Origin of the sequence: Mariniphaga sediminis (assembly GCF_003573545.1) — a bacterium.
Classification (GTDB): domain Bacteria; phylum Bacteroidota; class Bacteroidia; order Bacteroidales; family Prolixibacteraceae; genus Mariniphaga; species Mariniphaga sediminis.
Map to the genome: position 1 here is coordinate 538,230 of NZ_QWET01000001.1, position 21,443 is coordinate 559,672.

19 protein-coding genes are annotated in these 21,443 nt (G+C 41.9%); 5 read left to right on the forward strand and 14 right to left on the reverse strand.

Features of this window, described 5'->3' with window-relative positions; genetic code table 11:
• The first annotated feature begins 12 nt into the window (after nucleotides 1-12).
• Both D1164_RS01940 and D1164_RS01945 read left to right on the forward strand, forming a co-directional pair.
• Nucleotides 13-783 (forward strand): zinc ribbon domain-containing protein, encoded by a 771-nt coding sequence (locus tag D1164_RS01940; protein WP_119348233.1) that lies wholly within the window; start codon nucleotides 13-15, stop codon nucleotides 781-783.
• Nucleotides 784-987: 204 nt separating this feature from the next.
• Entirely contained in the window at nucleotides 988-1,863 is an 876-nt protein-coding gene (locus tag D1164_RS01945; protein WP_172594306.1) for a DUF3078 domain-containing protein, read from the forward strand.
• Nucleotides 1,864-1,869: 6 nt separating this feature from the next.
• Here D1164_RS01945 and D1164_RS01950 read toward each other — a convergent pair whose 3' ends face one another.
• The 8 genes from D1164_RS01950 to porU form a co-directional block, all read right to left on the reverse strand.
• Nucleotides 1,870-2,664: a TPM domain-containing protein gene (locus D1164_RS01950; protein ID WP_119348235.1), complete on the reverse strand. Its 795-nt coding sequence runs from the start codon at nucleotides 2,662-2,664 to the stop codon at nucleotides 1,870-1,872.
• Nucleotides 2,661-3,110, reverse strand: a complete 450-nt coding sequence (locus D1164_RS01955; RefSeq protein WP_119348236.1) for a TPM domain-containing protein — start codon at nucleotides 3,108-3,110, stop codon at nucleotides 2,661-2,663. The genes D1164_RS01950 and D1164_RS01955 overlap by 4 nt, the downstream gene beginning before the upstream one ends.
• A gap of 9 nt (nucleotides 3,111-3,119) precedes the next feature.
• Complete coding sequence (locus D1164_RS01960) at nucleotides 3,120-3,698, reverse strand: LemA family protein (RefSeq protein ID WP_119348237.1); 579 nt, start codon at nucleotides 3,696-3,698, stop codon at nucleotides 3,120-3,122.
• Between the two features lie 363 nt (nucleotides 3,699-4,061).
• Nucleotides 4,062-4,397: a thioredoxin family protein gene (locus tag D1164_RS01965; protein WP_119348238.1), complete on the reverse strand. Its 336-nt coding sequence runs from the start codon at nucleotides 4,395-4,397 to the stop codon at nucleotides 4,062-4,064.
• A gap of 11 nt (nucleotides 4,398-4,408) precedes the next feature.
• The gene (locus D1164_RS01970) at nucleotides 4,409-4,780 is read right to left on the reverse strand and encodes a CoA-binding protein (RefSeq protein WP_119348239.1); all 372 of its coding nucleotides are present in this window, start codon (nucleotides 4,778-4,780) and stop codon (nucleotides 4,409-4,411) included.
• On the reverse strand, nucleotides 4,780-5,262 hold the full coding sequence (ispF, locus tag D1164_RS01975; RefSeq protein ID WP_119348240.1) for a 2-C-methyl-D-erythritol 2,4-cyclodiphosphate synthase: 483 nt from the start codon (nucleotides 5,260-5,262) through the stop codon (nucleotides 4,780-4,782). The genes D1164_RS01970 and ispF overlap by 1 nt, the downstream gene beginning before the upstream one ends.
• Before the next feature lies 1 nt (nucleotide 5,263).
• Nucleotides 5,264-6,439: a type IX secretion system outer membrane channel protein PorV gene (porV, locus tag D1164_RS01980; RefSeq protein ID WP_119348241.1), complete on the reverse strand. Its 1,176-nt coding sequence runs from the start codon at nucleotides 6,437-6,439 to the stop codon at nucleotides 5,264-5,266.
• A 114-nt stretch (nucleotides 6,440-6,553) separates the two neighbouring features.
• The gene (porU, locus tag D1164_RS01985) at nucleotides 6,554-10,282 is read right to left on the reverse strand and encodes a type IX secretion system sortase PorU (RefSeq protein ID WP_172594307.1); all 3,729 of its coding nucleotides are present in this window, start codon (nucleotides 10,280-10,282) and stop codon (nucleotides 6,554-6,556) included.
• 218 nt (nucleotides 10,283-10,500) lie between these two features.
• Between porU and D1164_RS01990 the strand changes: the two genes are divergently transcribed.
• Both D1164_RS01990 and D1164_RS01995 read left to right on the forward strand, forming a co-directional pair.
• Nucleotides 10,501-11,943 carry an SUMF1/EgtB/PvdO family nonheme iron enzyme gene (locus D1164_RS01990; RefSeq protein WP_119348341.1) on the forward strand — a complete coding sequence of 481 codons (1,443 nt, stop codon included), beginning with the start codon at nucleotides 10,501-10,503 and terminating at the stop codon, nucleotides 11,941-11,943.
• Between the two features lie 63 nt (nucleotides 11,944-12,006).
• Nucleotides 12,007-13,296, forward strand: a complete 1,290-nt coding sequence (locus D1164_RS01995) for a UDP-N-acetylmuramoyl-tripeptide--D-alanyl-D-alanine ligase (RefSeq protein ID WP_119348243.1) — start codon at nucleotides 12,007-12,009, stop codon at nucleotides 13,294-13,296.
• On the opposite strand, the gene trxA is transcribed toward D1164_RS01995, so the two are convergent.
• Complete coding sequence (gene trxA, locus D1164_RS02000) at nucleotides 13,293-13,664, reverse strand: thioredoxin (protein WP_119348244.1); 372 nt, start codon at nucleotides 13,662-13,664, stop codon at nucleotides 13,293-13,295. The two genes, D1164_RS01995 and trxA, sit on opposite strands and share 4 nt — an antisense overlap.
• Before the next feature lie 176 nt (nucleotides 13,665-13,840).
• Between trxA and D1164_RS02005 the strand changes: the two genes are divergently transcribed.
• A complete protein-coding gene (locus D1164_RS02005) occupies nucleotides 13,841-15,256 on the forward strand; it encodes a CCA tRNA nucleotidyltransferase (protein ID WP_119348245.1) in 1,416 nt (471 codons plus the stop codon).
• On the opposite strand, the gene D1164_RS02010 is transcribed toward D1164_RS02005, so the two are convergent.
• The 5 genes from D1164_RS02010 to D1164_RS02030 all read right to left on the reverse strand — a co-directional run bounded on the left by D1164_RS02010 (nucleotide 15,246) and on the right by D1164_RS02030 (nucleotide 21,385).
• Nucleotides 15,246-16,283 carry an endonuclease/exonuclease/phosphatase family protein gene (locus D1164_RS02010; protein ID WP_119348246.1) on the reverse strand — a complete coding sequence of 346 codons (1,038 nt, stop codon included), beginning with the start codon at nucleotides 16,281-16,283 and terminating at the stop codon, nucleotides 15,246-15,248. The genes D1164_RS02005 and D1164_RS02010 overlap by 11 nt on opposite strands.
• The gene (locus D1164_RS02015) at nucleotides 16,273-17,724 is read right to left on the reverse strand and encodes a hypothetical protein (protein WP_147371986.1); all 1,452 of its coding nucleotides are present in this window, start codon (nucleotides 17,722-17,724) and stop codon (nucleotides 16,273-16,275) included. The genes D1164_RS02010 and D1164_RS02015 overlap by 11 nt, the downstream gene beginning before the upstream one ends.
• 94 nt (nucleotides 17,725-17,818) lie before the next feature.
• Complete coding sequence (locus D1164_RS02020) at nucleotides 17,819-19,276, reverse strand: sodium:solute symporter (protein ID WP_119348248.1); 1,458 nt, start codon at nucleotides 19,274-19,276, stop codon at nucleotides 17,819-17,821.
• A gap of 2 nt (nucleotides 19,277-19,278) precedes the next feature.
• Entirely contained in the window at nucleotides 19,279-20,448 is a 1,170-nt protein-coding gene (locus D1164_RS02025; RefSeq protein ID WP_172594308.1) for an exo-beta-N-acetylmuramidase NamZ family protein, read from the reverse strand.
• A 61-nt stretch (nucleotides 20,449-20,509) separates the two neighbouring features.
• A complete protein-coding gene (locus tag D1164_RS02030) occupies nucleotides 20,510-21,385 on the reverse strand; it encodes a hypothetical protein (RefSeq protein ID WP_119348250.1) in 876 nt (291 codons plus the stop codon).
• Between the last annotated feature and the right edge of the window lie 58 nt (nucleotides 21,386-21,443).

The window sequence follows — 21,443 nt, forward strand, 5'->3', positions numbered from 1 at the left end:
AAAGATTACAGCATGAGTGTATCAATTCCAAAACAAGAAGACAAGGACATTTCTATCGAAGAAAAGTTACGCGCATTGCATGAATTGCAAAGTGTAGTTTCTGAGATCGATAAAATAAAAACCCTACGGGGTGAATTGCCGCTCGAAGTTCAGGACCTCGAAGATGAAATTGCAGGGTTGAGGACCAGGATTGTTAACCTCGAGGATGAGATTAAAACGCTTGAAACGGCAATCAATAACAAAAAAATTGCAATAAAGGATTCTGAATCACTGATTGCAAAATACACGGAGCAGCAAAATAACGTGAGAAACAACCGTGAATTCGATTCTCTTTCAAAGGAGATTGAATTTCAGACGCTTGAAATTGAACTTTCCGAAAAAAGAATCAAGGAATACAGCGTTGAGATGGCGGAGAAGAAGGAGACCATCGAATCCTCAAAAAGTTTGCTGAAAGAACGTGAAGAAGATCTGGAAAGGAAGAAAAGCGAGTTAAACGAAATTACTCAGGAAACCAAAATTGAAGAAGAAAAACTCAAAGGTAAGGCTGAAAAAATCGAATCGTTTATTGAACCTCGCTTGCTTACCGCTTTTAAACGTATTCGCAAAAATGCACGAAACGGTTTGTCAGTGGTTACCATCCAGCGTGATGCCTGTGGCGGTTGCTTTAATAAGATCCCTCCGCAGCGTCAGTTGGATATTGCCAGCCGCAAAAAAATCATTGTTTGCGAGTATTGTGGCCGAATACTGGTGGATAAAGACATCAGTGTCGTAGAGGTCGAATAACCAGGTACTACCCTGAATCCCTTGTCACCCCCTTTGATTGGTAATGTGCTTTAAAAATGAGGACATACCAGTCAAAGGGGGTAAGTTTTTAATAGTGGGTTTGATATGGTTTAGGCCGTTCTTGCTTTTTAGGAAATAATGCAGCCCACCAGTACCAGAAACTTTTCCTTTCTTTTTTTGTTGAATGTAAAAATTCAAATTAGCATGAGACGCATAATTACACTTTTTGTTTTTTTATTGGCTGCTGTTGGCATGGTGGCCCAGGACACACAAGATACTACTTACTGGAACGTATCGGGGCAGGCCTCGGTAAATTTTAGCCAGGTTTCATTTTCCAACTGGATTGGGGGTGGTAAAAACTCCGTTTCGGGAGTAGGGCTGTTTGATATAAATGCCAACTATGAGAAAGATAAAATTCATTGGGAGAATACCTTGAAAACCGGTTATGGTTTGCTTAAAGAGGGGGAGGACGAGGCAGTAAAAACCGATGATAAACTGGAGTTAAATTCAAAGTTAGGAGTGGAGATGAGAAAAGAAAACCTGTTGTTTTCTTCGTTCCTAAATTTTTTAACACAGTTTGCCGACGGATACAGATATCCCAACACAACAGACAAAATTTCCCGGATTTTTGCACCGGCTTATCTTACTGTGGCTACGGGTTTCGATTATCAGCCTTCAGAAATGTTTTCATTGTTTCTGACACCGGTGTCTGGAAAGTTTACGTTTGTTGCTGATGATACTCTTTCGGCGGCAGGGGCTTTTGGCGTAAAGCCGGGTAAAAAAATGAGAGCTGAAATGGGGGCGAGCCTGAAAAGTGAATTTAAAACCCCGGTTATGAAAAATGTGAACCTGTCAACGACTCTTACACTTTTTTCCAACTACTTTAATGAGCCCCAAAATATCGATGTAAAATGGGATGTGGCTGTGAATATGAAAATCAACGATTACCTGTCTGCCAACCTGTTGACAAACCTGGTGTACGATCATGATATCCTTATTCCGATCGACGATGAAGGGAATACCGGAAGAAGGATACAGATGAAACAGTTATTTGGGGTAGGGTTGAGTTATAAATTTTAAAAAGGGTTACCAGCTTCCGCCTGCGCCACCGCCGCCGAAGCCACCGCCACCAAACCCGCCGAAGCCGCCACCTCCGCCAAATCCACCGCTTCCGGATGAAAAGTTATTGAATGAGCCTCTGTGGGATCCCCCACCAGACAACAGGCCCAACGCAATCCAAAGTGGCAGGTTTTTCCCGGGGGAATAGTGTCTCCGGCTCCGTCCCCGCAGGATAGGGATCACTACAAAAAACAGGATAAAAAGGATGAGCAGAACGGGAAAACCACCGCTCCTTTGGGCATAATTTTCCCGGTAGTATTCTGCGGTATATTCTCCGCGTGTAATATCCATTATCACATTAATACCACTTTCGAGCCCTTTGAAATAATTATTTTCCTTGAAGTGAGGAATCATTTCTGTATCAATGATGGCGCCGTTTACCACGGCATCCGGCAAAATACCTTCCAATCCGTAGCCGGTGGCAATAAATATTTGTCCGGGGTCATTGCCGCTTTTGGGTTTCAGTAAAACAACGAGTCCGTTGTCCTTTCCTTTTTGGCCGACTCCCCATTTTTCCCCCAACCGGAAAGCATAATCACCGGGATCATATCCTTCAAGGTCTTTTACCGTAACCACTACTATTTGGGTAGACGTTTCGCGGGCAAACTGTTCGAGTTTACTTTCCAGCCTGCCGTATTCCGTTTGCTGGAGAACCCCGGCAAAATCGTTTACCAATCGCGGAGGCTCAGGGCGATTCGGTATTTCGGCTTTTAAAACAGTAAATCCGAATAAGGCTATTAGTAAGATGAATAATTTTTTCATTTTTCCTCTTTTTCTCCAAACGAGATTTCGTCTGAAAGTTCGTTAACATCGTCATTTTGCCAGGGAAAATGTTGTTTAAGCTGTTCACCTGCCTTTTTTATGCCGGCGGAAAGCCCTTCAGTGAATTTCCCCTCCCTGAATTTTGCCGTTAACAATTCTTTTATCTCTTCCCAAAAATCTTCGGGAACCTTTTGATTGATTCCGGCATCTCCTAAAATGGCAAGTTTGTGATCTTCAATGGAGAGATAAAACAAAACGCCGTTTCGCAGTTCGGTTTTGTGCATTCCGAGTTTTTTGAAGATATATGCGGCACGGTCAAGTACATCTTCCTTACAACGTTTCTCAACGTGTACGCGTATCTCTCCCGAAGTATTGGTCTCAGCTACCCGAATAGCATTGGTTATTTGTAGTTTGTTCTCTTCCGAAAAATATTTTTGTGCACTCATGGTTCTAAATTAAAATTGAACTTCAGGTACTTTTTCTGCCCCTTGTTGTGCTTCAAAATAGTTTTTCTTGTCGAATCCAAACCACCCCGAATAAATTAACTGGGGAAATTTCCGGATATAAGCATTGTATGACTGCGTTACTTCATTGAATTTTCGTCGTTCTACAGCAATGCGGTTTTCCGTGCCTTCCAGTTGAGCCTGCAGGTCCCTGAAGTTTTGATTGGCCTTTAGGTCGGGATAACGTTCCACTACCACCATCAGGCGGCTAAGGGCCGAAGAAAGGCCTTCCTGTGCCTGGTTAAACTGTTCAATGGTTTGTGGAGATAAATTATTGGGGTCCACGTTAACAGAGGTTGCTTTGGAGCGGGCTTCGATAACTTCAACCAGTGTTTCCTGTTCGTGGTCGGCATAGCCCCTGACCGTATTCACCAGGTTGGGAATTAAATCGGCACGTCGCTGGTAAACATTTTCCACTTGCGACCATTGCGAAGAAACCTGCTCATCAAGATCAACCATTTTGTTGTATCCGCAGCCTGACAGGAAAAACCCTGCAGCAATTGTTATAACGATAAGTATTCCTTTTTTCATAATTTTTCTATTTAAACTGATTGCAAATATTTTTAAAATTTACCGGAAAACATCCCGGTTTTCGGGGAAAGCCCCTAATTTATCGTTGTATCTCATCAATCAAAAGATGAACCAATGGAGGGAATTCTGACAAAGAACCCTCTCAGGAAGCCATTTTGACACCCGGATGGGTATTTTGGCCGGGGCGCAGACATTTCTTTCTGATGTGTTTCGCTCTCGCATTGTTGAGTAACTGTTTGGGACCATTGAGACGAAGTTTCGTAGCATTGAGCGGATATTTCAAAGAGTAGGACATTGGTTTCCTCCCTTCTACTGGTCAAGGCAGTGCTGCCAGACATAAAAAAAACTATATGGAATCTGGTATTAATCCCCAAAAATCAGGGAATAAGGGCGATCTATATTTTTTCTCAGTTCTTCAATTCCAATATTCCTGCTTTTTCGAATGGTTTCCCGTCCATCGAAAAAAACAAGGATGGTAGGTGCGGTAAATACCTGTTGCTGACCAGCTATCTCCGGCAAAATATCTAACCTTACATATACTGGTTTTATCCGGGGAAATTCATCCCGTACCAGTTCCTCCACTTTGGGCTTTAAAACTTTGCACACACTGCAAGTGTCAGTAGAAAAGTATCCCAGCAGTGCCGGCTCTTCCTCCTTCAACTTGTTGAATTCTTCTAACGACTTTATTTCGGCAAACATGACAGGTATGATTAAAATTGTCCGGTACGAAGCATTACCAGCGTACAACCTTCAACTGTTTCAATTCCGGCAGCTTCAAGTTTCTCATTTAACTCACGGTTTTCTGCTCCCGGGTTAAAAATGACCCGTTTCGGTTTCAGTTTCAAAAGTAGATTGTAATATTCCGGTTGGCGTGTGGCTGTTAAATACATGGTCACTGTGTGGACTTTTTCATTTTCCGGAAGTTCAGTTTGGATATTGACATCTTCAACCTGAGCGGCTCTTTTTGCCAGCGCTACCACCTCATGCCCGTATTCCCGGAGCATACGGATGGCTTTGTTCGAGTAACGAACAGGTTTGGGACTTGCCCCAATAACAAGTGTTTTTTTATGAAGGGTCTCCATTATTTTGCCTTTTCCCGGATTAATACCACCGTTTGTGCTGAAATGCCTTCTTCACGTCCCTCAAAACCTAATTTTTCGGTTGTGGTGGCTTTTACCGAAATTTGCCCTGTTTCTATTCCCAGTGTTTCAGCCATTGTTTTTTTCATTTCAGGAATAAAAGGCTTCAACTTCGGTTGCTGGGCGCTAATGGTAGAATCGATGTTTACTATCTCATATCCTTTTTCATTTACCAGCCGGTATGTTTCTTTTAACAGTATTTTGCTGTCGATATTTTTGAATTGTTCCGAAGTGTCAGGAAAAAGTGTACCGATATCACCTAAGTTAACGGCGCCAAGTAATGCATCACAAATGGCATGGAGGAGCACATCGCCGTCTGAATGAGCCACTGTCCCTTTACTGTGCGGAATCAAAATACCACCCAGCCACAAAGTTTCTCCTTCTGCAAGGCTGTGTACATCGTATCCAAGTCCTATTCTGAACATATTATCGTTGGCTTTCAAAAGCTTCTACATCAAATGATAGGGTGAAGCGTAACGTATTTTCCAGCGGGTGATTACGCTGGGTAGGCAAAAGGTAAGAGAAATCAAGTGCAAAAACATTCATTCTGAAACCGGCACCGAGTGTCAGAAACTTTCGGTTTCCCTTGTTTTCATGTTCATAAAAATAACCGGCGCGGAGTGCAAATTGCTTGTTGTACCAGTATTCAACACCCAACGAAAGGTTCACCTCCTGTAATTCTTCTTTCATCCCTCCGGGGGCGTCGCTAAACGAACTGAAAATACCCGCAATAACTGATTTGTCGGAGTTTATTCCCCCCGGGTATAAAATATCGTCATCATTGTAATCTGTTGTGTCTTGCGGAGGAGTAGGAATCAGTAATTTGTTGGCTTCAATGGCGAAAGTAAAGGTATTATACTGATCGGCTTCTGTCGTGTATGCAACCCCCAGCTTGAGCATGGTGGGTATAAAATCTTTTATTTCACCGTCCGTATAGGAAATTTTTGCCCCGATGTTTTGAATGTTAATACCGGCACTAAAAATGTTATCCTTACGGTTGGCCCTGAATTCGTTGTAATAATAAAAGGCTACGTCAGCGGCATAGGTATTGCCTGCCTGAGATTCTACGCCGTTGATTAATTGACCGCCGGTCAGGTCGGAGCGGATATAACGCACTGCTACCGATCCTGAAAAAACATCCGAGAGCATACGGGTATATCCTAAATCGATAGCAAACTCGTTGGGGCTCTGTTGCCCCATAAATTCAGCAAATTCGTTTCTGAAAATTATATCTCCCAGAGAAAAATAGCGCAATGAACTGCTGATGGTTTGTACATCATCAATTTTTTTGTATCCCACCAAATAGGCCATGTTCATATCACTGGCAAGGGCACGCAGCCAGGGGGAATAGGAAAGACTGACACCCATATCGCTTTCGAGGAAAGCATACTTGGCAGGATTCCAGTGTTGGGAATTCAAATCGGGAGTTGTAGCAACACCGGCGTCGCCCATCCCACCGGCCCGGGAGTCAGGTGTAATCGATAAAAAAGGAACAGCAGTGGAAACCACGTTGGCTCCTGAGGTAGTTGCTTGGCCTTTTGTAAATTTTACTGTTGTAAAAACAAGTATTAAAGCAAAAAATAAACGGACAAATTTGATCATAATCTTATAAAAATTGAGCGTTGCAAATATAGTTATAAACTTGTAATGGATTCAACATGAACTTAAAATCAGAAAACGGTTGTTTTTCTGAAAAAGTACACAGGTATTAAAATTTTAACGACCTATTATCATTTTTCCCGATTTTGAAGTGATGATTCCATCCGAATTTTGGGCGGTGATCCGATATAAATAAACCCCGCTCCGCAGTTGAATTTTAGTTTCATTTAGATCCCAACGTACAGGATTACTGACAATTCCGTCGGAACCCACCTCTGTGGGAAAATAGTCCACCCGGTGGCCACTTTGGTCAAAGACTTCAAAGATTGCTTCAAAAGTGGCATCTGCCTGATTGTGTTCAAACGTAAAAAAAGTATAGTCATACACTGGGTTGGGATAATTACTTACATGCGAAATAGTAAACTTGTCTGTTACCTCGAATTCTATCTCCACTTCGGTCGAATTATTTGCTACATCCCACGCTTTCAGTTTTAAGGTGTGTTTTCCTGGCGTAAGGTTTTTTAGCGGATAAGTTATTGTTCCGCTGGTAAAATCTCCTGTATTGGCCTGGTAATAGTTGTTCAGAATCATTACATCTGAATAGTTGTTGTCAAGGACCGCTGAAATGTCATGCCCTATTCCGGAGCCTACGGTATTAATTCCGTTTTCATCTGAAAGAAAGGCCAGTAAGGTAGGATTTTTGCTCACCGTATTTCCCGAAACAAAATCAGGAGTATCCAGGAAGACTTGAACCTCAGGCCCTTCGTTATCTGCAATCTGCGAGCCGGGACCCCCAATCCAGAAATTATCGAAAGCGCCATGTGCGTCTTCTTCTCCGCTTTGTGCATAATACAATATTTTACCTTCTCCCAAACTGTATGAAATGTCTTTGGGAATAACAAAGCTGAATGAAAATTCGCCGTTGGAAACTTCGGTAAGGCCTTTGTAGATTATATTTTCCTGTACTTTAAATTTCATGGGAGTTTCGCCCCCGTTTCCCATGGTTTCCATTATTACTTCTTTGTCGTAAACAGTCGGAACGATTTCTCCTGAAAAGTTTTCAAGCTTGTTCCCAAGAGCATCAGCCACGAAGCCCGATATGGTTACTTTTTCCAGGGCGCCAATTGTGTCCGCTACACCGGAAGCATCTTCCCCGTTAATTGTTGTGGTAATTATTTTGTGCCTGGGATACGACAACTGGAGGGCCGGATCGGTCAGTAGGCTGAAATTTCTTTTGTTAATAGTATTTATGGTATTGATTTTCGAAAGTCTCATAATATCCCCCATTCTGTAATGTTCCCCGTTTTCATCCTTTTCGAAAACAGCGTTGTAGAAATTCCGGCTCAGTAAATAGTTTGAATACGAATACACAAGGCGGGTGGTAGAGAACAATCCGATTCCTCCTCCATTCGGGTTAAAAAGAACATATTCGCCCGCCGAAGAATCATCGGCATCAAACCGGCTGAACTCACAGGTTGCAGTGACAAAAATAGGAAGTGTTTTGGTATTCGACCAGGAGTTAATATTGCTGATGTCAAGCACCTTTTCGTCGGCCAAGTTACGTGTATTGGCATGCCCTACGTAGTTCAAAATCAGTACGCCATTTTTTACCCGCTGGTTAATGGCTTCTGTTACCTCAGGGTAACTTTCTCCTCCTGGACCTGTAATTTGCTGATAGGCATCGAAATAAATTTTATCTGTAATGAACTCCCCATGATTCTCATTTACCTGGTTGGCGAGCCTTTCCGAATCCGACATGTGCAGGTTATTGTCTTCGTCGTCGGCAATAAAACAGACGATATTCCGCCAGTTGCCCAGTGCTTCCGGCGAATGATAATCCTTGATTTTTTGGATTACCAGATCGGCCTGGAAACTGGTAGAAGCCGGAATGCGGCCTATTCCCAGATCCACTGTCCCGTTGTAAACACTTTCGCCTTCATCGAGAACAACAAAATAGTCATCGGTTATAAAGGAGTAAACCGGAATCAAAGATTCATCAGACTGAAACGTGGGAATAAAATTCAGGCTGCCCTGCTTTATGTTTTTGTTGTCGTAGCTCCCATCGCCAAACAAAAGAACATATTTCAAACCCTCATTCCGGTCGTAGAACATTTTTATAAAATTGCGGATGCCCGTTACATCTTTATTGCCGGAACTGAATTCGTTATAAACCGATTCGGATGAAACCACTTCTACCTGCATGCCATCGTTTGTGCGATGAAAATTAGCCAGTTCCTCTGCCTGGGTCAGAAAATTAGGATGTGAAATAATTACAAATTCAGGCGTACTTAACCCATGCAGGTTTTGATTCTCCACTTCAGCAACTAATTCAGGTTCAGGGAAATTCCCGTTAGGGTAAAAAGCGGCATATTCGCGTAGTTCAGAAGCCGGTTGTTTCCCTTTGACATTATTGTTATCTGATTGCACCGGCACTTCCTTTACGTTAAAAATATCGGTAACATCCCAAACTTTTATATCAGAAGATTCGGTTTCTATGGAAAATTCAAGGATGTTTCCCTCGTCAACAGAATGCAGGTTTCGAAAGAAGAGTGCTTCGTTATTGTTGATTTTCAATTTTCTACGGTAATTTATTTCGATAAAATCGAGCCATGCCTCAGGATTAGTGCTGGATGCAAAATATTTGAGTGTAATGTCCAGATTCCCCGATTGAGGGGATACCGAAAAACGGGCGGCGCGTTCATCTGCATATAAAACAGTTGTTTCAACGGTGTTTACCATGCTGAAATTGATTTTCCCCAGGCTGGTTTGGTTGGCCGAAACAGGCATTTCCGATGCAACAGAAGCCCGTGCCGCAGCATTGATGCGGATGGAAATATCTGACGAATTGTCTACATCAGCTAATTGGAACGTATAATTTTTTGTTGTGCCGTGTATGAATTTATCTCCAAACCACTGTTTCCCTGAGTGCAGAAGGTTGTATTGTTCTTTTTCGTGTAACGCATAGTCATCGAAGGAAGAGATAGAGTGGGTTGCCGGTTCTTCTGGTTCAGGAAGTAATTCAATGCTTTTGGGGGTTCCGGTGTTATCGGTTAAAAAGAAATACCCTTTTGAAGCATAAGGATTTAAACGGTGCTTGAGGAAGTCCCCGGTAGCATCTGTTTTCCATTCCTGATTGCCGGGAGCATAAAAGAAGAGGCAATCGTTTCCATTGTTTTTTCCATGCCAAACCGCCAGTTGTGGTAAATCGTCGTATTCAACTTTTCCCGGATTTTCTGATAGGATTACTCCGCCTGCCCCGTAGATTTTCACTTGCGACGGATTGGAAAATCCCCATTCAGTTAACTTCGACCAGGGAATTATATGTATCCCCTTTCCATTGGTGCTGATTTTTGCCCATTTCCCGCTTTTTAAGACGGATTCCGTTTTCCATTCAAACGAATTGGCCGTGGCGGCTTTTAGCTTCACCGGGAATTTTTTCAGATCGAATTTTTTTAGAAGCAGAATTTTTCCGTTTCGTTGGACAACTCCGGGTATTTGAATTTCGATTTGGTGATGGTTTCCTGATAGGCGCCTGGTTTTTTTGATTTCTATTTTTTGGGGAATTTCATTTTCAATCGAAGCAAGATCGTTTATTTCTACTTCCTCAAATACAGGCGACTCCAGTGCAAATTGATAGTCGTGGCCAGGCCCCTCTACCGAGAATATTTTGAAAAACAAAGGCACCTGGGATCCCGGATGGGAATATCCTGCATTTTCAAAAGTGAAGCCTAACCTGTTGTCAGGTTCCCGGGAAATATGCCAATCGAGGAAAATGGTTTCCTTCTGGATATCGGCGACAGTAAAGCCTGTAAATAAGATAAGAAGCAGGTAGATATACTTATTCATTTCGTTGTGCAACAAATTAATAACATTAAAACGCCTGCCAAAAATAATTATTGCAGGTGCAATCATTTACAATAAAACAATTATTTTTGTCAAATAACAGGCAAAGATAATCATGCAGGTAGAAAACGTTAAAAATAATAATACTGCACAGACAATAAGAATTCGACAAATCAGTTATATTTGTGACAATCGGAAAAAAAATGAAAAACACTAATTTGATGAAACTAAGGACGTTATTGCTGTTGTTTTTAGCTGCATTCGTTTCAGGATGTGGATTATTAGGTCGTGGCGGTGGTGGTGAAAGCTCCCGTACCACAGGCTGGGAATACAATGCTGAAGAAACTGGTAACATTCCTTATCTTTCAGGATATGAGCAGGAAGCAGGTCCCGGACTGGTATTTATTCAGGGAGGGACTTTTACAATGGGACGCGTAGAAGAAGATGTTATGTACCAATGGGACAATCATCCCAGAAGGGTTACTGTTGCTTCTTTTTATATGGACGAGACTGAAGTTTCGAATCAGGATTACCGGGAATATACTTACTGGCTTAGCCGGGTTTATCCGGGTGATCGGAAAAAAATTTATGCAGCTCTTCCTGATACCACTCTGTGGAGAAGCGAATTGGCTTATAACGAGCCTTACGTAAATAACTATTTCAGGCATCCGGCTTACAGCGATTATCCGGTGGTAGGAGTTAGCTGGGATCAGGCTAATGCGTACTGCGCATGGCGTACCGATCGTGTAAATGAACAAATATTGGTTGAGCGGGGTATTTTACAGCATGATGTTTCCCAATCGGGTGAGAATGTTTTTACAACAGACACTTATCTTGCCGGGTTGTACCAGGGAACAGAAGGAGATGATCCACAGGAAAACCCGGATGGAACATCGCGTCGTGTGAGATGGGAAGATGGGTTGATGCTCCCGAGTTACCGGCTTCCCACCGAAGCTGAGTGGGAATATGCAGCTTATGGACTTATTGGTAATACCGATGGGGAATTACTTACTGATCGCCGGATCTATCCCTGGAATGGTGCCTATTTGAGAGAAGATAGAAGGAAAGAGAAAGGTCGGTTGAAGGCAAACTTTGTGAGGGGACGTGGTGACATGATGGGTATGGCTGGTGCATTGAATGACAATGCTGATATTACTGCTCCGGTATTCTCTTATTCACCAAATGATTACGGACTGTATTGTATGTCAGGTAATGTAAATGAATGGGTTTCGGATGTTTACAGACCTTTGTCATTTCTTGATGTGGAAGAATTTCAACCTTTTAGGGGAACCGTGGTAACAGAATATCGCCGCGATGCAGGTGGTAACCTGGTTCGCGATGAATACGGAAGATTAGTGAAGGATACTGTTGCCGATTACAGGAATTTTAGAGATGGCAGTGCTGATTCGCAAATGATTGAAACGGATGATTGGAATGCTGAGCAAGATAGAAGCACTTCCGATATGTATGTTCAGGATGACCGACCCGGTTTTTTCTCTTCACTCATTAGCGATGAAGTGAGAGTATATAAAGGAGGTTCCTGGAAAGACAGACCATATTGGATGGTGCCCGGAACGAGGAGGTACCTGGAACAAACAAAAGCACAAGATGATTTGGGCTTCCGTTGTGCCATGACGCGTGTGGGAAGCCCTGAGGGATTTTAATAAAAGAATGATAATACATAAAGCCTCATTTGTTTTCCGAATGAGGTTTTTTTATTTTGTGAAATGACTATCGAACAGATTTACCGGCTTTTTTTATCAAATCCGCGGATAGAAACCGATTCCCGGAAAATAGGGGGAGGGGATATTTTTTTTGCATTAAAAGGAGAAAAATTCAATGGCAACCAATTTGCTTCCGAAGCGCTGAAAAGAGGTGCTGTGTGCGCCTTTATCGATGAGAAGGAGTTTCATCGACCGGGCAAAACAGTTTTGGTGGAGAATGTGTTGAAAACGCTACAGGATTTGGCCCACTTCCACCGGAAGCAGTTGAACCTTCCTATTGTGGCTATTACCGGTTCCAATGGGAAAACAACCACCAAAGAACTCATTGCTTCTGTTTTGGCCTCCCGGTATCGTGTTTTTGCAACTGAGGGTAACCTGAATAATCATATCGGTGTTCCGCTCACTCTTCTTCAGATGGATAAAACGACGGAAATTGGTGTTGTTGAGATGGGGGCCAATCATCCCGGAGAAATTGGAGAACTCTGTTCTATAGCTGATCCTGATTTTGGAATTATTACAAATATTGGCCGGGCACACCTCGAAGGATTTGGTTCTTTTGAAACCATAAAAAAAACAAAGGCTGAACTGTTCCATCATCTGAAGAAAAAGAAGGGCATCATTTTTTACAATATCGAAAATCCGGTTCTTACACAACTTGTAGATGATTACCCGGGAAGGGTGAGCTTTGGAGAAAAGAATGCTGATTTTATCGGTGAGCCGGTATTGTCCCCTCCTTTCATTCATGCCAGGGTAAATTTCCCTAAAGGGGCTCTCTACCTCAATACCCAACTTACTGGTCGTTATAATTTTGAAAATGTATTGGCCGCTGCCTGTATTGGCCATTATTTTAAGGTTGACCCATTGGATATACAGGCTGCCATAAAAAAATACCATCCGCAGAACAATCGATCTCAGTTGGTTGAAAAAAGGAGGGTAAAAATAATAATGGATGCCTACAATGCCAATCCAACCAGCATGCAGGCATCCATTGAAAGTTTTGTCTCAGCGTTCCAATCCCACCGGTTTCTAATTCTTGGTGATATGCTCGAACTGGGATGTTATTCCCCGGCTGAACATACAGCCATTCTTGAGCAAATAAAAAAATACACCTTTGATGCGGTTTTTTTGGTTGGTCCCCTGTTTTCTGAAGCGGCTAAAGATTATCCGTTTCACACCTTTCCGAATTCAAGTGAACTTTGTCAGTATCTGAGCCAAAATCCAATTAAAAAGGGAACGGTTCTCGTGAAAGGTTCCCGTGGAATTCAACTCGAAAAGGTGCTTGGTTTTTTTTAGTTTGCCAGTGGCTTTTCCACTTTCAGCACATCGTTGATGGCCTTTTCAAATGTATCCTTGGGAAGCGCTCCCATGGCCATTTGAGGTTGTCCGTCAACCGGTACAAAAAGCAGCGATGGAATACTTTGAATGCCAAACATTCCTGCCAGTTCCTGTTCCTGTTCGGTATCTACTTTGTAGATTCTGAGCTTGTCGCCATACTCTTTTTGCAACTCTTCCAATACCGGTGCAACCATTTTACACGGACCACACCAGTCGGCATAAAAGTCAATCATACAAGGTACTGAACCTTCGTATTTCCATTCTTTATTTTCTTCCCAGTTGAATACTTTTTCTTTAAAAGTCTCTTTTGTTAAATGTTCTAACATATTTATAAAATTTAAAGATTTACATATCTAAATTTGTCGATATTATTAGTCAAAGATAATACCATTTTATCTGAATGAAAAAATTGAGCCTTTTTTACGGTAAATAATTGTAATTTTGTCACGTTTTTTTCAAAACTGGCAGTAAAAAATTACTTTGAAACCTATTTTGTCAGGAGATGGATAAAGAATTGAATCACAAAATATTTAAACATATAGCAGAAGTAGCTGGTAAAATTCAGCAGGAAACTTACGTAATTGGCGGATTTGTGCGTGATTTGTATTTAAAACGCCCTTCAAAAGATATTGATATTGTAACATTAGGCAGTGGAATAGAGCTGGCTGAAAATGTTGCCAGTACATTGAAACCCCGTCCCAAGGTTACTGTTTTTAAAAATTTTGGTACGGCACAGTTTAAATACCGCAACTATGAAGTAGAGTTTGTTGGAGCCAGAAAAGAGTCCTACAGTCATGACTCACGGAAACCGGTTGTAGAAAATGGAACGCTGGAAGACGATCAGAATCGCCGTGACTTTACCATTAACGCCCTTGCTTTGGGGCTTAACGAGTATAATTTTGGCCAACTTGTGGATCCGTTTAACGGTTTGAATGATCTGGAAAATAAAATAATCCGTACTCCGCTCGATCCTTCGATTACATTTTCTGACGATCCGCTCCGGATGATGCGTGCTATCCGTTTTTCCACCCAATTGGGATTTGAGATCGAAACGAAAACATTGCAGGCAGTTGCCCGTAACAAGGAGCGTATTAAGATTGTTTCGGCAGAACGTATTGCCGATGAAATAAATAAAATTATGATGGCGCCTTTACCTTCAGTAGGATTTAAACTGCTCGAGGAGACCGGGCTGCTGGAAATTATTTTCCCTGAGTTGCAAAAAATGAAAGGGATTGATGTGGTAAACGGAACTGGTCATAAAGATAATTTCTACCACACGCTGGAGGTGCTTGATCGTATTTCTCCAAACACTGATAATCTTTGGCTGCGCTGGTCAGCATTACTGCACGATATAGCCAAGCCTGCCACCAAAAAGTTTGTGGATGGTCAGGGTTGGACATTCCATGCGCATAATTTTGTGGGAGCAAAAATGATCCCTAAAATCTTTCGCAGGTTGAAACTTCCTTTGAATGAAAAAATGAAGTATGTTCAGAAAATGGTAGTGCTTCACATGCGCCCTATTGTGCTTTCTGAAGAAGAAGTGACTGACTCGGCGGTACGACGTCTTCTTTTTGAGGCCGGTGACAATATCGATGACCTGATGACCCTTTGCGAGGCTGATATTACTTCTAAAAATTCCCAGAAGGTAAAACGTTACATGAAGAACTTTAAAATTGTCAGGCGTAAGTTGAAAGAGATCGAGGAGAAGGATGCAGTCCGCAATTTTCAGCCGCCGGTTTCCGGTGAATTGATTATGGAGGTTTTTGGGATTTCTCCCAGTCGCGAGGTCGGTTTGATTAAAGATGCCATTAAAGATGCTATTCTCGATGGAGAAATTAGAAACAATTACAAGGAGGCTTATTCTTTCATGTTGAAAAAGGCACATGAGTTGGGGCTGACTCCCAAAGTCAGGGATTGATTTGTAGCTTCAGAACGACCGGCAAATGATCGCTAAACCCGCCATGGTAACGAAATCCATAATATGTTCGATGAGGTTTTAACCCTCCGTACCTTTCATCCTGTTCAAGTAAAAAGGGGAGTTGTACAATCCGGGCCCATTCCGGATGGGTAAACAATTTTTCTTCTTTATTTAGCAACGTACCCGAAACAATTATCTGATCAAATACCGACCACTGAGACTGATATTTTAACGTTCCCAACTCTTTTCCTATCCAGGAAAATGAAAGGTTGTACAATTTTGCGGGCTCAACCGAATCAACGGAAGAGGGCAATTTTCCGGCTTTTAGATAATCTACTACGCTTTCATCAGTTGGTTGATCATTAAAATCGCCCACCAATACAATTTTGGGGTTGCGATACTTTTTCTGTAATATTTTTATTTGTTGATGCAGTACTTTGGCGGCCAGGTTTCTTTGGGGCTGGCTTTCTAGCAGACCTGAATACCTTGATGGCCAGTGATTGACAAAAAGGTGCAGGGTATCGGATTCATTCAAAATCCCTGAAACATAAAGTATTTCCCGGGTTTTGGAAACAGAATCTTTTGTCGTTTTTAACGGAAAATATGTGTATGTCAGTGGATAAAACGTTTTTTCATCGTAAACAAGCGCAACATCTATTCCTCGTGTATCCGGCGATTCTTTATGAATAATTTTATAAGGGAAAGCGCGTAGTGGAGTGTCATTTAGTAAGCGTTCAAGCAACTGGCGGTTTTCAATTTCACACAAGGCAATAATTTGTGGTGGCGTCCAGCCCGAGGCGTTTAAGATAACCTTTGAAAGGTTAATCAGCTTTTTATTCAACCGTTTGTATGTCCAGTGTCTTTCTCCTTCAGGCGTAAACTCTTCGTCCAGGGTTTCCGGATCGTCTTTAACATCGAAAAGGTTTTCCGCATTGTAAAAAAGGATGGAGAATGCTTCGGTGTTTTGAGAAAAAGTAAAGGAAGCAAAGAGAAGAGAGACACAAACAAGAAAAATCTTATTTTTCATCTTTTTTTTCTACTCGCTCGAAAGCTCCCAGATCCGGACCATTATCGGCCAGACGGTCGCGGTTGAGGATGTCGTTGGGGAAGAACTTGGCATATTCAAGACTTCCCTTATCCTTCGCAGCCGAAAGGGTGTCGAGTGCATAGTTGTATTTTTCATAGGGGTCCATAAATAGCGGATCGTAAGTTGATCCCTTCCAAACGTTCCTGTAATGTTCTTTGTTGGAAGTATTAAATGTGTCAGGTACCTGAATGATACAATGGTCGAAATAGTAATTGAAAGCTTTCTCGTCGTTTTTTCCCAGTTCTATTTCCATCCTGTTGTTTCCGTATATAATACAATTTCCGAAAAGGGCTTTTTCCAGATTTCCGGTATGGGTAACTTCCGATCCATCAGAGTCTTTTATTATCAGGTTGTTGGAAAGTATTAGCGAAGCAGTTTGTCGTGCGCGGCTTGAGTAGCCTCCCCAATAATTGGCAATTGTTGTATGGTAAAATTCGTATTCACCTCCCACAAGAAGCGCTGCTGCATAAAAACCGCAATTGGCAATAACATTATTGTAGCCGGAAATTTTGGATTTCATTGCAAACAGGCCCGCATAAGTCATATTTTCAATTCTTGAATTATTTAACTCCAGGGTGGCAAAACCTTCATGTTCGATGGTTCCAACTTGTAGGCCAATATATGCATTTTTTATGGTGGCAAAGTTAAATACATTGTTGTGGCTTCCGGAATACAGGATAATCCCGTTCCATTGATCCGGAATGTTTTTGTAAGCTTCCTCAAGCCGGTCAGACGTAAAAAGGATCGGATTCTGAAAGGTACCTTCGGCTTCAATAGTTCCTTTTATATATAATCCGGCCTCTTTATGAAAATATATTTTTGTTCCGGGCTCAATGGTGAGCGTAGAAACACTGTCTACATAGGCATTGCCGTAAACCAGATAAGGCTTTTCTGCAGTCCAGGTAGTAGTGCCAATGTTTTCATTTTTAACCAGCTTAAAATCCTGTCCGTATGCCACTAACTTAATACTTTGGCGGTTTGCGTTGGTTGTAAACTCAATGGAATCCTGCACTACCATCGGAAGATTCTGTCCATTGGGATCGATGGTTACTTCAACAAAAATAAAGATACTGTCCCTTGCCGGAACTTCTACCTCATACACTTCATTGGCAGGGGTGCCGTTCACATTCAGTCTGAAATTGGAAAAATCACCGCCGGCTACCCGGATGCGGGAGATCAGAATATTTTCTTCGTAGGGATTGTAAATTCTCAGATGTTGAGTTGTTGAACCAATGGTTGTAAAAATAGTATCGAACATGACGGTGTCGGAGGAAAACTTCAATTGCGCGTCCGGAGAGCTCAAATAGCCCTCATCCTCGCATGAAAACAGCGATATAAGCATCACGGCCACAATTAATATTTGAAGCAGATATCTGATCAATTCCCCAACTTTTTAATGCTACTAACGTTCTTTTCTTAATCTTAGTATTGCAAATATAGCAAATCAATTTACAAAATTTAACATTTATTTGCAACTATTCATTGTTTTTTGCATCATTTTTTCGGGAGAAAATCCACAATCCGGTCAAGGTAATAATTCCGTTGAGTATAAGTAGTTCAAAACCAAATTTATATCCGTGAAAGAGCCACTCTGAGTACTTCGAAATAAAAAAACAACTAACCGGCGAAATAACAGCGATAAGTGGCACCCATCTGTCTTTTACAATTCTTTTCGAAAACATACCAAATATAAATAACCCGAGAATGGGACCGTAGGTATAACCAGCCACGGTAAATACAGCTACCACGACACTTTCATTGCTGATAGCGTGGAAAATCAGGATTACAGTGGCCAGCAGGGCTGAAAAAAGAAGGTGAACAAGTTTTTTTATACGCTGCCTTTTTTGCTCCTCGTAGCGGTCAATTTTTATAAAATCGATACTGAAAGAGGTTGTCAGGGCAGTAAGAGCAGAATCCGCACTGGAATAGGCCGCCGCAGTAATGCCCATTAAGAATGCAATTCCTACAGGAAGGCCCAGATGATTAAGTGCAATTAACGGGTACAGATCATCTGTATTTTCAGGAATTGGAATGCCGGTTTGCCCGGCAAAAACATACAATAAAACACCGAGACACAAAAAGAGGAAAACTGCAATGAGGAAAGAGAAACTGAAGACCAACATGTTTTTTTGAGCTTCTTTTTTGTTTTTGCAGGTAAGGTTTTTTTGCATCATATCCTGGTCCATTCCTACCATTACAATGGTGATGAACATGCCGGCAAAGAACTGTTTGAAAAAATTATGGCCGCTGCGCCAGTCCCAGAAAAAAGTTTTTGAGGAAGGTTCTGAGGCAATTCGTTCAACAAGAGTGGGTAAGTCGAAACCCAGGTTTTGACTAATCGCAATGATGGTAAAAATCACAGCGCTTATCAGAAATAGGGTTTGCAATGTATCCGTCCACACAATCGTTTTTATTCCACCGCGGAAGGTGTAGACCCAGATAAGGGCAATTGTTACCACTGTAGTTATCGAAAAGGGAATATCAAAGGTATCAAAAAATGCAATTTGTAAGACACCGGCAACAAGGTACAACCGGAAGGCAGCCCCAATAAGTTTTGAAATGATAAAGAAAAATGAACCGGTTTTGTAAGACGCATTTCCAAAGCGCTGATCAAGAAAAGAATAGATAGAAACGAGGTTCAGCCTGTAGTAGAGCGGTAGTAAAAAACCTGCCACTAACCAGTATCCAACAATATTACCCAAAACAAATTGTAAATAGGAAAATGCCGAGTTGCCTACCTCCCCCGGCACTGAAATAAAAGTAACCCCCGAAAGTGTGGCACCTACCATACCAAAGGCTACGACCAACCAAGGGGATTTGCGGTTAGCGGTGAAAAAAGTTTGCGTATCGGCACGGCGGGAGGTAAAGAATGAAATACCGACTAAAACAAAAAAATAGCCTAATATCAGACTTAAAACCAAATAAGGATTCATAATCAATCAAAATCGGGGTAAAGCAGATATTTTTTTCTTATTTGCTTGTATTGTTCCAGTTTTGGTTGCCAACTTTCAACAATATCATTTTCACTTTGTCCCTGTCTTATCTGTTCAATCAGTTTATCCGTACCGGCAAGTTGATTGAACCAGTTCTCCTTTGTGAGAAAATCTTTTTCATTTTCATATTGGTGGTAAAAATCAAGAAAGAATTTTAATGTGAAAGAAGGTACTTTTTCTAACTTTCTGAGATCGACGCCATAACAAACTTTTCCCTTATTGAGAGGGTTTACGGCTGCGCCAGGAATGGATCTTGGGGTAAAACTGAAATCTCCGAGTTCTGGTTTTGGCCCACCCAGAACCTGGAATGGAAAATCGGTGCCGCGCCCTACACTTACACTGGTGGCTTCGAAAAAACAAAGAGAAGGATAGAGTTTTACCGCCAAATCAGTAGAGAGATTAGGTGACGGTGGAATGGGCACGGAATATTTTGTTTTGTGGGTGTAATTTGCAACCGGAATAACAGAAAGATCACATTTTTTTGAGGAGCCGAACCATTGTTCTCCATTAATCATCTGAGCCAATTCCCCGATAGTACAGCCGTGAACAATTGGAATGGGGTGCATCCCAACAAACGATCTGTATTTGGGTTCGAGAACCGGCCCGGCTACATAGTCGCCGTTCGGGTTGGGACGGTCGAATACCCAAAGCGGCTTCCCGTTTTCAGCGCAGGCTTCCATCACCAAATGAAGGGTTGAGATGTAGGTGTAAAACCGGCATCCAACATCCTGGATGTCAAAAATCAGAAGATCCAAATCAGAAAGGTGCTCAGGAGTGGGTTTTTTGGTCGCGCCGTAGAGAGAAATTACCGGTATTCCCGTTTTGCTGTCCACACCGTCTTCAATTTTTTCACCGGCAGAGGCATCTCCCCTAAAGCCATGTTCTGGCGCGAAAATCATTTGTACGTCTACTTTTTGCTGTAGAAGGTAATCAATCAGATGAATATCACCTTTCATGGAAGTATGGTTTACAACAACCCCAATTTTTTTATCTTGAAGGGTGGGAAGGTATTTTTCGGGTTGTTCTGCGCCGGTTTTTATTTTTCCGGTATTTTCTCCATCGCATGACAAATACAAAACAACTACTGTTAGAAGTCCAATGATTTTAAACATGTGTATTCTTTTAAATTTTGTGTGCTAAAAATACCAATTGAATTTTCGAAAACCTAAATTATCATTGTGAATTTCCGAACGGGATTGAAAAACCGAGCCAGGGGATGCCCACAAAATCAATACCGGATCCAAAAGGAACAAAAAGACCGAAGTCAAGAGCGGCCCTTTTTATAATCCATCGGGCGCCGCCACTGATTATTCCTCCCCCATCTTCACTCACTCCGATGTAATAGTTTTCAGAAATAAAATACCAGCGGGGGGAAAGCCTGAACATCCCACTGATGTTGACGATCGGTGAAGAAGCCCATTCTCCGTCAGCAAATCCGTATCCCAGTCCAATGCTTATGTTTCTGTCTGGCGGGCCAAAGGTAGAAATACCGTATGCGAGGCCAAACGTTCCTTCCGTTTCTCCCAATACGGTTCCAATTAAGGCTCCGGCACCTAAATTGAATTTTTCTTTTTCAACAGGGAAAGATATTTTGGGACTGATAAAAACCGGAGTTGGTCCTCCACCAAATAAAAACAAGGGGACGACAGCACCTCCGATTGAAAAATTATCAGTTATGCCGTAAGCAAACTGGTTCCACAGAACCCAAATATTTTGATAATACCCTTCGCCTTTTTTCAACCCGTACCCGTTGGGAGACCAGAAATAGCGTGATGCCTGCGGATTGGGAAACCAGACCTTGCCATCTTTTATTTGTTGTGATTGAATGTTTTTTTGCGATTTGATGTCAGTTTTCAGAATGGAGATTTCCCCCAGTCTTTGTGTGGAAAGGATAATTTTATCTGTGTCTTCTTTGGTAATTCGCCCGACATATTCGTTGCCGTCACGCGTTTCAATTCTAACCAGGGAAGTGTCGGCATTTGTCTGGGCCTTTAATAAAATAGTAGAAACAAAGAGACATATAAATAGAAAGGTTTTAGAAGCTTTCATGTTTGAATGATTTAAGTCTATTTTCAATAATCGAGGTGTAAGTTACGTAAATCTGTGA